This is a genomic window from Runella sp. (assembly GCF_965279615.1).
Classification (GTDB): Bacteria; Bacteroidota; Bacteroidia; order Cytophagales; family Spirosomataceae; genus Runella.
In genome coordinates, this window is record NZ_OZ257252.1 from 5,643,283 (window position 1) to 5,657,959 (window position 14,677).

The 14,677-nt window shown below is 43.7% G+C and carries 6 protein-coding genes; 4 read left to right on the forward strand and 2 right to left on the reverse strand.

All coding sequences use genetic code 11. The features are described 5' to 3' along the window. The first annotated feature begins 84 nt into the window (after positions 1-84). Positions 85-3,660 (forward strand): VCBS repeat-containing protein, encoded by a 3,576-nt coding sequence (locus ACQY73_RS23740; protein ID WP_428655741.1) that lies wholly within the window; start codon positions 85-87, stop codon positions 3,658-3,660. 236 nt (positions 3,661-3,896) lie between these two features. Here the strand turns inward: ACQY73_RS23740 and ACQY73_RS23745 are convergent, their stop codons facing one another. Both ACQY73_RS23745 and ACQY73_RS23750 read right to left on the reverse strand, forming a co-directional pair. Beyond that, a complete protein-coding gene (locus tag ACQY73_RS23745) occupies positions 3,897-5,585 on the reverse strand; it encodes a RagB/SusD family nutrient uptake outer membrane protein (RefSeq protein ID WP_428655743.1) in 1,689 nt (562 codons plus the stop codon). A 10-nt stretch (positions 5,586-5,595) separates the two neighbouring features. Continuing rightward, positions 5,596-8,508, reverse strand: a complete 2,913-nt coding sequence (locus ACQY73_RS23750) for a SusC/RagA family TonB-linked outer membrane protein (protein ID WP_428668527.1) — start codon at positions 8,506-8,508, stop codon at positions 5,596-5,598. A 678-nt stretch (positions 8,509-9,186) separates the two neighbouring features. On the opposite strand from ACQY73_RS23750, the gene ACQY73_RS23755 reads away from it, so the two are divergent. From ACQY73_RS23755 to ACQY73_RS23765, 3 genes are all read left to right on the forward strand, one after another. Further along, positions 9,187-12,420: a SusC/RagA family TonB-linked outer membrane protein gene (locus ACQY73_RS23755; protein ID WP_428655745.1), complete on the forward strand. Its 3,234-nt coding sequence runs from the start codon at positions 9,187-9,189 to the stop codon at positions 12,418-12,420. A 30-nt stretch (positions 12,421-12,450) separates the two neighbouring features. Continuing rightward, positions 12,451-14,217 (forward strand): RagB/SusD family nutrient uptake outer membrane protein, encoded by a 1,767-nt coding sequence (locus ACQY73_RS23760; RefSeq protein ID WP_428655747.1) that lies wholly within the window; start codon positions 12,451-12,453, stop codon positions 14,215-14,217. A 217-nt stretch (positions 14,218-14,434) separates the two neighbouring features. After that, positions 14,435-14,674, forward strand: a complete 240-nt coding sequence (locus tag ACQY73_RS23765; protein WP_428655749.1) for a hypothetical protein — start codon at positions 14,435-14,437, stop codon at positions 14,672-14,674. The last annotated feature ends 3 nt before the right edge of the window (positions 14,675-14,677 follow it).

Genomic DNA, 14,677 nt, shown 5'->3' on the forward strand with positions numbered 1-14,677 from the left:
AAGTCGAGAGGCTTGCCGCATTTGTTAAATAAAATAGATTCAAATCTATATTTTCAATCAATAATTCAAACGCAAATTTTGAGCATGGCTGCCAGACTTAGTATTATCGGCTTTTTGATAGCAGTTTTTTTTAGTTCATGCAAAGAGAAACCCCTGTTTTCGAAGCTGGAAGTGGAAGAAACGGGAATTGATTTTTCTAACCGCATTATTGAAAATGATACCCTTAATATTATTGATTTTGAGTACGTCTACAATGGCGGTGGCGTAGGTATTGCAGACATGAACGGCGATAGTTTGCCCGATGTTGTGTTTTCGGGGAATCAGGCAGACAGCCGTATTTACCTTAATAAAAGCGAAATCAAAGGTTCGTCCCTGAAATTTGAAAACGTAAGCCAAAAAGCAGGGATCTCCAATCTTGGTCGTTGGTGCTCGGGTGTTAGTTTAGTAGATATCAACGCCGATGGTCGTATGGACATTTACCTTACTGCGACCGCAAAAAAAGTGGAAGCGGAAAGAGCTAACTTGCTGTTCGTCAACCAAGGGAATGATAAAGACGGAGTACCAATTTTTAAAGAAATGGCCAACGAATATGGAATTGCAGATCGCGGTCATTCCATGAATGCAGCTTTCTTTGACTACGACAACGATGGTGATTTAGACCTATATGTTTTGACCAACACGGTAGAAAATAACCCCAATCAATACCACGAAAAGCTCCGCGACGGTTCCTCGCCTACTACCGACCGCCTTTACCGATGCGACTGGAACGACAGCCTCAGCCATCCCATTTATACCAACGTTTCTAAAGAAGAAGGAATTCAGATCGAAGGCTATGGCTTAGGGCTTACTATTTGCGATTTCAACGGCGACGGTTTCAAAGATATTTATGTTACAAATGATTATTTATCAGACGATCTGCTTTATATAAACAATGGTATCAAAGACGGTAAGCATTTGGGTTTTACAGACAAAGCTTCGGACTATTTAAAGCATACCAGTAACTCGGCCATGGGCAATGATGTAGCCGACATTAATAACGATGGATTAATGGACATCATAGCGGTAGATATGCTACCCAAGGATAATGCCCGTAAAAAAAGCCTCATGGGGCCTAACAGTTATCAAACTTACCTGAATAATGACCTTTTTGGTTTTAATCACCAATACGTAAGGAATACATTACAACTCAATATGGGCAATAAGCCCAACACAAATGACCCTATATTTGCGGAGATCGGCTTAAAGGCCGATATTGCCCAAACCGACTGGAGCTGGACGCCTATGCTTGCCGATTTTGACCACGACGGTTTTCGTGATCTCATTATTACAAATGGTTTTCCCCGCGATGTAACCGACCGTGATTTTGCCCAATTTCGCGACGAAACCAGTTCCATTGCCTCTAAGGAATACTTACTTGGGCAACTGCCAATCGTCAAAATCTCCAATTTTGCCTTTAAAAACACCGGCGATCTGGCATTTGAAGATGTATCGGTAAAATGGGGACTCAATCAGGCGTCTTTTTCCAACGGTGCCGCTTATGCAGACCTTGACTTGGATGGTGATCTCGATATTATTACCAATAACATAAACGACTCTTCGTTTGTATACCGCAACAATTTAGTGGAATCACATCCTGAAAAAGCCAATTATCTGCGTATTGGTTTTAAAGGCCGGGATAAAAATGTACAGGGACTTGGAGCGCGCGTTGAATTGTTTTATGGCAAAGGATTGGTACAGGTGTATGAGCATTCCCCTTACCGAGGATACCTATCGACGGTAGAGCCGATTGCTCATTTTGGCCTTGGCGAGTACACACAAATAGACTCGGCGGTGGTGATCTGGCCCGGCGGTAAAAAACAAACGTTGAAAAATCTGAAAGCCAATCAAACTTTGTATGTTTCACAGGCCAACGGCAACCAAACCTATACACCTACCCGGTTCAATCCCGTTTATATGTTCAACGAGTTGAACGATTCCCTCCAGATCAATTGGGTACACCAAGAGCCTGAATACATTGACTTCAATGTTCAAAAATTGCTGCCTCATAAATTGTCACAATATCCACCTGCTGTTTCGGCAGGAGATATTAATGGTGACGGGCTCGACGACTTTTTTGTAGGCGGGTCGCGCCAAAATAAGGGAAAATTCTTTGTGCAAAACACGAACGGTACCTTTACGATCAGTGATCTGTTGCCGGGAGTTGATGGTCCCGATAAGACTTCGGAGGACATGGGAACGTTGCTTTTTGATGCGGATGGCGACGGCGACCTTGACCTTTACATTGCCAGCGGAGCCAATGAGTTACGGAGTAATGACGTAGGTTATCAGGATAGACTTTATACCAACGATGGCAAAGGGAAATATCAATTGGTACAAGGAGCGATTCCTTCGATCTTGGTCAGTAAATCGTGCGTTAGAGCGGCTGATTATGACCATGATGGTGATCTTGATCTGTATGTGGCCGGTCGGGTAGAGCCTGACCAATATCCCAAACCCGTGAACAGTTATATCCTGCGCAATGATACTTCGCCTAATAGTACGCCTAAATTTACCGATGTCACGCCCAAGATCGCGCCCGCATTGGCCAACCTTGGCCTTGCCTGCGACGCTTTATGGACCGATTATGACAACGATGGTTGGGTAGATCTGCTGATTGCGGGAGAATGGATGCCGCTTACGTTATTGAAGAATAATAAAGGAAAATTTGATGTTATCCACTCGGCTTTGGATAGTCAAAAAGGATTTTGGGGTAGCTTGGCGGGAGGTGATTTTGACCACGATGGTGACACAGATTACATCGCCGGCAATCTGGGTTTGAATGCCCTCACAAAAGCCTCAGACGCGTATCCGATAAGTATTCTGGCGGCGGATTTTAACCAAGACGGGATGTTTGACGCCATTCCTTTTACGTATTTTCCTGATGCTGACAATAAACTCGTCAGTGTGCCTTTCCACGGTCGTGACGATGTTATCAAGCAGTTTATTCAAACGCGGGCGCGTTTTCAGAAATACGCAGATTTTGGAAAGGCTACCTTAGATAATATGCTTAAAGAAGAGGAACGCAAAAAAGCGCTTCAATTGGATATAAATTATTGTCCATCGGTCTACATTGAAAATACGGGCAATGGCACTTTCAATACCAAGCCGTTGCCTACTCTTGCGCAACTATCACCTATTAATGGAATGATTGTGGAAGACTTGGACAAAGACGGCAATTTGGATGTATTACTGGTCGCCAACGACTTTGGCAATGAAACCAGCACTGGGCGTTATGATGCTTCCAATGGATTAATGCTCAAAGGAGACGGCAAGGGGAATTTTACGCCGCTTACCCAAACCACAACGGGCTTCTATGTTCCCGGCAATGCGAAAGGTTTAGCCCAAATGGCAAGTTCTACCGGCCGCCGAATGGTGATCGCAACGCAAAACCGAGGACCATTAAAATTATTCGGGCAAGCTTCTTCACCGATCAAATGGTTGCCTTTACTGAGAAATGATGCTTACGCGCTTATTCAAACAAAAGACGGCAAAACAAGCCGTCAGGAATTGTATTACGGCGCTTCTTTTCTTTCTCAATCAGTACGTAAATTGCCCTTGACGGGGCAGGAAAAAGCCATTGAGATCGTTGATTTTCAAGGCAAAAAGCGAAAAGCGTATTAATTGTTAAGTTGATTTGTTATTCATACAAAAGCGGCCGCCCATGATAGGTGGCCGCTTTTGTAATGATTGAAATCGGTAATTGACGCTCTGGCTTCTTAAGTACTTGAGCATAAATTTTAGAGTATTTGAAACAGTAGGCCATTCTTCGAGCGGAGGGGTCGGGTTGTGAGCAACGGCAACGGCCGACCCCTCCGTAATATTACCTTGAAAAAAACCGAAAACTTTTGCTCGGCTTCTTAATAACTCTGATTCTGTTTCAAATAACCGGGTAAGTTGGAAGCACCGTCAATGGCTGTTTGAGGAATTGGAAAAAGCCTTTTCAGCTTGTCGGTGTTTGTTTTTTCGGTCCAGGTTCCTTCGTATTTGTTAAAACGAATCATATCTGTACGGCGCAACATTTCCCAATAGAACTCAAATCCACGTTCGCGGAACAAAAGGTCTAATGTCATGCTTGTAAGCGGAGCGGGAGGAGTGGTTGCTGTTCTTGAAGCTCTCACGATGTTTACGTCGGCTAAGGCACTTGCGGCATCATTGCTTTTACGAAGTTTGGCTTCGGCGCGCATCATGTACACATCCGCCAGACGGATGATGACGATGTCGGCTTCCCCGAAGTTACGTCCGCTGACAGATTTTTTACTGAATTCATATTTTTCTACACGATAACCGGTGTTATAGTTACTGCCGGCCACTGTGTAATCTACTTGCTCCGTAAAATCAACGGCCAGTGTAGGTTTATTGCGCGTATCGTGGAAAAGTTTACCAACTTTCATTCTACCGTCAGCACATTTCAAAAAGACCCCATTTTTTCTGATAAGACCGTATTGCTGTCCGCGCAAAATTCCGCGATTGATGTTAAAGCTTTCCGCAGCTACACATGAATCGGCAAGGTTTGAATAAATAGTCAAATTTTGCTTATAGAACCGTGGATCGGCAGCGGCAGGGTCTTTGGTTCCGTTAGCTGCTACCCACGTGCGATAAAAATCAGGTGTAATTGCAGGTCCATCGGTGCCGTTGGCATTGGGATAGGCAGGAAGCGGGAATTGATCACCGGAGAGTGAGAAATAAGCCATCCGGTTATGTCCGTTCAAATCAGCGCGCTGATCTACCGCAAAGATCAATTCTTTGTTGGTATGATTGTCGTCGTTAAACATTGAAAAATAGTCTTTTGACAACTGATACATTCCTGAGTTGATGATTTTATCGCTGTACTCAACGACCTTGTCCATATCCTCGGGTTTGAACGTAAACTGAGCGGCATACGGATCGCGGTAGACAGCAGCATTTAGATACAAACGAGCTAAAAGCCCCCATACAACACCTTTTGAAATACGGCCGGGGCCAACGTTTGCGTCAACCAATGGCTCAATGGCAAGCAATTCTGCCTTGATGTATTCAACGGCTTCATCGCCGCGAATGATCTTGGAATTTTCTCCCAGATCATCTTTTACGAACACCAAACCAAACATATCCAGCGTCAGCATTGAATAATAAGCGCGCATTCCCCGAGCTTCAGCTAAAAAGATTTTTGCCGATGGGTCATTAAGCGTTGGCAACGAATTGATCGCCGTAATAGCCCGTGACATTCCCTGCAAAATGAAGTTCCAGGTAGAGCGGATGTTAGGGTCAGTACTGGTATGTGTGTGCTGGTGCATGGCCAAGTAGATACCGTTATCGCCCCAATCCGTTCCGCCACGATAAGGTAAAATAGCCTCATCGGTCGATATTTCCTGCATTGTAAAATAGTTGGTATGCTGAAAAATACTTGGCAATAAAGCATACACAGGAGAGATGATCCCTTCGGCGGCCTGCTTATCTGTAAGACCGGAAGCCGATGATTCATCCAAAACAATTTCATTAAGGTTAGTACAACTGCCAAGCACCATTAGCCCGGCGGCTGTCAGCATTGCATATATGTTCTTTTTCATGTTTCTGATGTTAAAATGTAACGTTCAAACCAAAAATAAGCGATTTGGCTTTGGGATAACTCAAGTAATCAATCCCGTACGACGAAATACCATTGATAGTCCGGTCGGTGTTTACTTCAGGGTCATACCCATTGTATTTAGTAATTACAAATAAATTCTGAGCGGTAGCGGAAACACGAATTCCCGAAACCCACTTGTTGATTCCCAACGCTTTGGTATTGAGATTGTATCCTAACGAAAGGTTGTTCAAACGGAAGAATGCACCGTCTTTCAGGTATCTTGTCGATACGGGAGCTGCATTATTGACCGACTCATTGGTCGAGGCAATCGCTTCTGCTGTAGTATTGATGCCTTTCGACAATCTCAGTTTATAAAAGTTGGCATTGGCAGTGTTATCGTATATCTTATTTCCGGATACACCGTTAAAATTAGCAACCAGATCAAGACCTTTATAAGAAACACTTCCGTTGAAGTTAAACTGTTTGGTTGGCAAAGCACTTCCGGCAGCTACGCGGTCTTTGTCAGTGATCAAACCGTCACCGTCGGCATCAAGGTAAGTACTGATACCTTTATCATCAAAACCTGTAAATTGTTTCAGGTAAAAAGTACCGATAGGTTGTTCGTTGATGTAACCATTGATGGTGGCGGAAGTTAAGCCTGAACCCGAAGCCGAGCCTGAAGGAATAACGGAATATGGCGAGTTGGTTACTTTATTTTTAATGAACGTAACGTTCCCTCCGATATCAAATCGCAAGCCGGTCGAGCCGATATAGCGATAGTTCAGTTCTAATTCCAAGCCTTGGTTTTTGATGGTCATATCCTGTACGTTGGTCCAGAAAGTTCCGGCAGGTTGAACAGGATCGGCAGGAATTACTTCTAACAAAATGTTATTGGATAATTTACTGAAATAGTCAATCGTTCCGGACAATGCGCCGTTGAACAAACCGAAATCTATCCCTAAGTCCGTTTGTGTTGATACTTCCCACTGAATGTTAGGATTGGCTAAGCGTGAGTAAGAAGTACCGGGAGCATAGGCGCCTGTTGCATATAAGGGATAACTGGTAGTGCCCGATACCTGTGAGGTAAACAAAGCCTGTGTGATCTTAGAAGGGATTTCCTGGTTACCCGTTTTTCCCCAACCTGCACGCACTTTCAAATCACTGAATGGCAGAGATTTCATAAAAGATTCTTCCGAAAGTCTCCAACCCACAGAGAAAGATGGGAATATCCCGTATTTGTTGTTGGAACCGAATTTCGAAGAGCCGTCAGCCCGTACAGTGGCGGTCATTAAATAGCGGTCTTTGTATTGGTAATTTACCCGTGAGAAGAACGACTGCAATTCATTAACAACAGCATAGCCACCCGGTTTGTTGTTGGCCAAAGTAAGGTCCTGACCAAGGCCCGGATTGTAAATTGGTTCAATGGTTGAGATCGGGAATTTATTAATGCTGTTGCTGCGTCCCTGAAGAAATATCTTTTGGTACGAATGACCCACCAAGGCAGAAAGACTGTGATCGGTTTGATTAAGCGTATACGTCAGGTAGTTCTCGATCAGCTTGTTATTGTTGTACTGATAAATGGTTTCAAGACGGCCATCCTGCAAAGGAACTGCGTTAGGCAATGATTGCAGATCGCGTACTGAATTAGAGTTGTCGATACCAAAATTCAGCTTGTAAACCAAGCCTTTGATGATGGTGAATGAAGGAGAAATATTTCCGATCACGCGGTTGGTTTTGGTAATATCCTGTTCCAATTTAAGCGTAATGAGTGGATTCACGCCACTGGCATATTGATACGGCTGGCCTTTATCATCGTAAGCAGGATACGTAGGATTGGCCGAGATAGCTCCCCCCAACATAGCTCCGTAAGGCGGGCGGTTATTTTGCGTAAAACTGGCGTTCAAATTTACATCAATGCTCAGGCGGTCGTTCATCAATTTCTGATTTACGTTGATGCGACCTGTATAACGGTTAAGCTGGCTGCTTTTTAAGATACCTTCCTGATTTTGCAACCCTAAAGACGCATAATAGGTCAGTTTGTCGGCTCCGCCGCCAAACGACAGGTTATGGTTTTGGGTATATGCCGTTCTGGTAACCTCTTTTTGCCAATCAGTATTTCCTTTCAGATCGTCCAATACACCGCCCACGGCAGGTACCTGCTTGCGGTATTCGTCAGCCGTAAATACTTTCAAAGGTCTGGACATCGTAGAGATACCGACACTTGAAGAGAACGTAAGATTTGAAAAACCTGCTTTCCCTTTTTTGGTAGTAATCAATACAACCCCGTTAGCACCGCGAGAACCGTAAATGGCGGTAGCCGAGGCATCTTTCAATACGTCGATGGACTCGATATCCTGTGGGTTCAGAAAGGTCAAAGGATTGATGGCTCCACCGGTGCCGGAGTTATCCAATGCCATACCATCCAATACAAAGAGAGGCGTACTTCCCGTACGAACTCCGCCCGGACCTCTGATGGTAATGGATTGAGAACCGCCCGGCTCTCCGCTGGCCGAGGTAACATTTACCCCTGCTACTTTACCTTGCAAAAGCTGCTCGGGAGAGTTGATGATCCCTTTGTTGAAATCGGTGGTTTTAAGCGATTTTACCGATCCCGTCATATCCTTCTTGGTAGTACTTCCATAACCGATTACAACCACCTGTGCCAAGTCAGATGCACTTGATTTAAGGACTGCATCCACCGAATTACGGGCACCAACGATAATTTCCTGTTTTTCATAGCCAATAAAACCAAAGACCAATACCGCTTTATCGTCGGGTACGGCTAAGGTATAAGCGCCGTTTGCATCGGTATTTGTCCCTTTTTGAGTTCCTTTGATCACAACACTACAGCCGGCGAGCGGCTCATTGGTATTGGCATCCGTTACACGACCGGTCACTGTTTTGTCAGTGGTTTTTACCACCATGGGAGCAGACGCGTGCGTCGTTGCCGGGTAAGCTACTATAGCCCCCCCCAACAGAATCGACCATAAAAGCCACTTGGGAGGCATTAAGTTGTACATACTTTTCATACAATAAATGGGTTGTTTGGTTGTAAATATAGCCTCGCAAAGGTCTGATTAAGCCATTAACAAATTGTTAAGCCGACATTATCGAACCGTTATGTTTAGCAATTGTAAAATTAGAAAGCAGAATTGAAACTCCTCAAAAATTTAACGCAGACTTACGAAAATCAGAGGAGAAAAATAGACGCACATAATAATGAATGGAGAAGAGGTACTTTTTTTTGCATAGGGTAGTACGATTAGGTATTTGTCGGAAGATAGGTGAAATTGAGTACAATACTATAATTGAATTTTTTAAATAAAAAATATAACCATCTTCAAAGCCTATGCAAACGTTTGAAATAGTTGAATAATAATTATTATTAATCTCAATGGCGTATAACCTATAGAATAAAGGATATAATGATTGTAGCTGAAATCATTTATTGTAGCGATAAATGCCAACATCAAAAAGACGAACCCGACTTTTCAGTTTATTTTTTTTAAATAAATCAAGTAAAAATAGTACTTAGTGCTACTTTAAAACAAGGTTGCAGTTCGGCTGTGCCGCTTTTGCTCACTTAATTTATCTAACAAAACATGAAAAAACATCTTTACCTAGCTACACTAGTGTGGCTTTGTGCGCTATCTGCATGGGCGCAAAGCCGTTTGACCGGGCGTGTTACCGACGCCGAAAATGCGCCTCTCCCCGGAGTAAGTGTTCTCTTAAAGGGAACGACAATCGGGGCAACGACCGATGGAGAGGGTCGTTTTAGCCTTACCAATTCCGCTGCCAACAGCACTTTAGTCGTTTCTTACATTGGTTATGTGACTCAGGAAATTCCGGTGGGCAATCGCACAACCATTGACGTATCGCTTGCCGTCGACGTAAAATCGCTTTCTGAGGTCGTTGTGACCGGTTATGCCAGCCAACGGAAAAAAGACATCACCGGTGCAGTAACAGTGGTAAATGCCAAAGAACTTACCGCGCTGCCAACGGCGAGTGTTACTCAAATGCTTCAGGGTAGAGCAGCCGGGGTCACGGTTGGGAACGACAACTCTCCCGGTGGTGGAACGATGGTGCGTATTCGTGGGTTCGGTTCTATCAACAACAACAGCCCTTTGTATGTTATTGACGGTACGCCTACGCAAGGTACATTGAACCAGATCAACCCTAACGACATTGAGTCAATGCAGGTGTTGAAAGATGCATCATCGGCTTCGATCTATGGTGCTCGTGCTGCCAACGGCGTTGTGATCATCACTACCAAAAGAGGTTCATCAGGCGAACCTAAAATTACATTCGATGCTTATACCGGTACACAACAGGTAGGTAGAACATTGGATTTGTTGAATACCAAAGAATTGGGTCAGTATTATTATGAGTCAGAAATCGGTGCCGGAAAAGTAGCAGGTACTTCGCCTTCGGCACAATACAGATTTACACCAACGGGTGAGCAAACGATCGCTGATTACATTTATCCTAACATATATGGAGAGTTGCCGTCCAACTATACATATACCAATGATATTACTGATCCTAAATTGGGGGTTACGGCTTTCAACATTACCAAGGCGAACAAAGAAGGTACTGATTGGCAGCACGTGATTTTTGGACCTGCCAAGATCGCCAACTTCCAATTGGGCGCAACAGGTGGATCAAAAAATGGTAAATACGCCATTTCAGGTAACTATTTTACCCAAGACGGTATCCTGAAATATACCAGCTACAAACGCTATTCGGTTCGTGCCAATACTGAATTCACTAAAAACAGATTGACCTTTGGCGAAAACTTTACGGTATCTTACGACGAAAGAGTAGGGATTCCTGACGGTAACAACAACGAAAGTAACCCGATCATGTTTGCTATTCGTATTCAACCTATTATCCCCGTGTTTGATATTACAGGCGGGCCTGTTGGCTTGGGCGGAACAAACACTTCAGACCTGAATGGATTTGCAGGAAGTAGAGGTTCTAACCTTGGTAATGCGCCAAACCCACTGGCCAGACAATGGCGCCAGAAAGATAACGTTACCAAAGGAACGCACATTTTTGGTAATATTTTTGGTGAAGTTGCCATCCTGAATGGCTTAAAATTCAGAACCAGTTTGGGTGTTGAATTTAACAACTATAACTTCTCTGCTTATTTGAACCGTGATATTGAAGCCGCTGAGCCTCGCAGTGCAAACAGCTTGACGGTTTCGAATAACTTCGACAGAACCATCACTTGGTTCAATACCTTGACGTACAACAAAACATTTGGAGACCATACAATTACGGCATTGGCAGGTACTGAGGCGGTTTCTACCTATGCTTTTGGATTTAACGCAGCTCGAAGCAATTATGCTTTTGACGATCTTGCTTACCGCTACCTGAACCTTGGTGCGGCGGCAGGTTTATCCAATGCAGGTTCCGGTGCCACCATCAGTGCGTTGTTCTCTCAATTTGCTAAGGTCAATTACTCTTACAAAGACTTCCTTTTGGCCGATGCAACGATTCGTCGCGATGGTTCTTCACGTTTCTCGCCTGCTTACCGTTATGGGGTATTCCCTGCATTCTCGGTTGGTTTGCGTTTAACCGAGCTGGGCTTTATGAAAAAACAAAGTTTTGTGGATGATCTTAAAATCAGAGCAGGATGGGGTAAAACAGGAAACCAGTTGATTCCAAACGTGTATAACGCCTATACGCTTTATACGCCTGATCCACAAAATAATGCCTACGACATTACAGGTTCGGGGAACTCGATTGCCAATGGTTTTGACTTGACTCAATTCGGTAACCCTAACGGTCGTTGGGAAACCAATACTTCTACAAACGTAGGGATTGATGCAAGCATGTTGAAAGGTAAATTGGAAGTGATCTTGGATTTGTATACTCGTACCACTTCAGATATGTTGACCCAAGTACCTATTCCGAAAACGGCAGGTACAGGTTCTGTTCCTTACGTGAATATTGGAGAAGTAAACAACAAAGGAGTTGACTTGAACATTACCTACCGCGATAGCTATAAAGGTTTCAGATACAGCGTAAGCGGTATGATAAGCAAATACAAAAACAACGTTGTAAAACTGAACGACGACCCTAACGCTACTGTGTTTGGTTTCTCTACGCGTCTTCCGGCTATTTCGGTTACAAAAGCCGGATTGCCTATTGCCAGTTTCTACGGATATATTGTTGACGGTGTAATCAAAGATGAAGCAGAAGCTGCTGCTGCACCTAAATTCGGAACCTATACCAGAGCGGGTGTATTCAAATTCAGAGATGTGAACGGTGACGGCGTTATTACGGCCGCTGATAAAACCATCATTGGAAATCCTCACCCTGATTTCACGTATGGTCTTAACGTTAATTTAGGCTACAAAAACTGGGATTTGACCTTGTTTGCGCAGGGATCGCAGGGAAATAAGATATTCAATTACCTGAAATACTGGACCGATTTCAACACATTCCAAGGAAACCGCTCGAAAGACATGCTTTACAATTCCTGGAAAAAACCGGGTGATGATGCCTTATTGCCTCGCTTGAATTCACAGGACGGAACAAGTCAGCAGATCTCTACTTATTTTGTGGAAGACGGTTCGTACATGCGTATCAAAAACATCCAATTGACGTATACCATTCCAACGGCTGTATTGTCAAAAATCAAATTGAGCTCTGCTCAGGTTTATTTCCAAGGTCAAAACCTTTTCACTTTCACCAAGTATAAAGGCTTAGATCCTGATATCAACTTGAGATCGTCAGGAACTGACAACCAAGATATCCATATGGGTATCGACGAAGGTGCTTTCCCGGTAGCTAAGTCGTATAACATAGGTGTTAGAATTGGGTTCTAATTTCAAATTTTGAATAAAAAATCAAACAAAATGAAAAAGATACTAATAGTTGGATTAGTGCTCGGGATAAGCTTTTCCTGTTCCGAATCATTCTTTAACATACAACCCCAAGGGGCCGCTTCTTTGGCTTCCTTAAGTAATAAAAACGGGGTAAATGCCATGCTGATTGGTGCTTACTCGCTGCTTGACGGAGTAGGAGCAGGTAACACCGGCCGTCAATCGACCATCTCAAACTATGTGTTTGGGGGAATTACCAGCGGTGATGCCGTAAAAGGGACTGACATCGGTGACCAACCTGAACAGGAATACATCGAACAATACAACTGGCTGTCGGACAATACCTACTTCTTAGGAAAATGGCAACATTCGTATGACGGTGTAGCGCGTGCCAATGAAACCATTCAGTTGGTAAGCAGCCCCGACATCAAGGACATGACAGATGCCGAAAAAACGCAGGTAATTGCGGAAGCGAGATTTTTGAGAGGCCATTATCATTTTGAAGCTAAAAAAATGTGGAATAACGTACCGTACATCGACGAGAAAATCTACGTTGCCGGTGATCCTAATTCCACTAAGATTCCAAACGACAAGGATATCTGGGCGAATATTGAAGCTGATTTTGATTTTGCTGCCAAAACCCTTCCGGCTGTTCAATCTCAAAAAGGAAGAGCAAGCCAATGGGCTGCTAAAGCTTATTTGGCCAAAGCCTATATTTTCCAAAAGAAATGGGCAGCAGCTAAAACGTTGTTGGATGATATCGTAAAAAATTCGGGCAAAAAACTGATGCCTAACTACCACGATAATTATAGAAACATTACCAATAACAATGCAGAATCTATTTTTGAAGTGGAATTCTCGGTGAATGACGGTACCAACGGTAACAACGGTAATGCAGGTGATAACCTGAACTGGCCTTATTCGGCCAACTCTCCCGGCCGTGGATGCTGCGGGTTCTATTTGCCTTCACAAAATTTAGTGAATTCGTTTAAAACCACTGCTGACGGATTGCCGATGATCGGTTCTTCACCGGACGGTACTGCTGATACGTACAATTTGGTTGATTTATCAAATGACCAAGGTTTAAAATCCGATCAGGCATTTAACCTGGATAAAACAACTCCCGTTGATCCTCGTTTAGACTGGACGGTTGGGCGCAGAGGGGTTAATTTCTTGGATTGGGGTATCATGCCGGGCTATAACTGGGTAAGAAATCAAAACTATTCAGGACCTTATATCGGCAAAAAATGGATGTATTACTTGGCAGATGAAGGTAGCTCAACGCACTCAACTTCAAGAAGAAACGTAAACAACAACTACCGATTGATCAAGCTTTCTTCGGTTCTTTTATGGTTGGCTGAAGCTGAAATCGAATTGGGGAATCTGCAGGTTGCCGAAGATTATGTAAATCAACTTCGTGTTCGCGCAAAAACCGGCTCGGTGCAGGACGCTTCCATCAATTATGTGGTTAATCCATATCCTAAAGGTACATTTGCTGCAAAAGGCGCTGATTATGCCCGCAATGCCGTACGCATGGAAAACCGTCTGGAATTTGCGATGGAAGGCCACCGTTTCTTCGATTTAGTTCGTTGGGGAATTGCTGAAAAATACCTGAATAAGTATGTGAAGGAAGAATCAGTAGATGGAAAAGACGTGAACGGAAGAACCTATAACAAACGTGGTTATTTGGTTGGTAAGTCATTTACTTCTAAAAACAACTACTTCCCGCTTCCAAACGACGAGATATTAAATAGTCAGAAAAGCGGCCAGCCAACGCTGAAACAAAACACGGGTTATTAAGCCGATTTTTTAGTTAACAAAAAAGGCCTCGCAGCGAACTGCGAGGCCTTTTTTGTTGGTTTATGGCCAAAATGCCGGCCCGATTTTTTTAGATTGTTTTACGTTTTATTAAACCATTTGCGATTTCGCATTTCTAAAACGTACATATAGACAGGCAACTCAGTGAAAACGGATGCCTTTGACTCTAACAGATGTATAATTTAAAACAGTAAGAGTTATGAAAACAAGTAAGAAGTTATCCACATTCTTTATGACCGGATTGATGATTTATTTACTTTCCGGATGTGTTGTACGAACAAGGCCTGTAGTGGTTCGTCCTGCCCCACCTGCTGCACGGGTGGAAGTTATACCGGCACCCCCTTCTCCCCGCCATACGTGGGTGCCCGGATATCACCGTTGGCACAGAGGGCATTATGAATGGCGGCCGGGTTATTATCGTCGCGGTCGCCGGTACTAAATA

Coding starts and splice junctions, on each gene's coding strand:
- ACQY73_RS23745 (WP_428655743.1), bottom strand. CDS start 5,585: ATGAAAAAGAACATATATGCAATGCTGACAGCCGCCGGGCTAATGGTG.
- ACQY73_RS23740 (WP_428655741.1), top strand. CDS start 85: ATGGCTGCCAGACTTAGTATTATCGGCTTTTTGATAGCAGTTTTTTTT.
- ACQY73_RS23765 (WP_428655749.1), top strand. CDS start 14,435: ATGAAAACAAGTAAGAAGTTATCCACATTCTTTATGACCGGATTGATG.
- ACQY73_RS23760 (WP_428655747.1), top strand. CDS start 12,451: ATGAAAAAGATACTAATAGTTGGATTAGTGCTCGGGATAAGCTTTTCC.
- ACQY73_RS23755 (WP_428655745.1), top strand. CDS start 9,187: ATGAAAAAACATCTTTACCTAGCTACACTAGTGTGGCTTTGTGCGCTA.
- ACQY73_RS23750 (WP_428668527.1), bottom strand. CDS start 8,508: ATGGTGGTAAAAACCACTGACAAAACAGTGACCGGTCGTGTAACGGAT.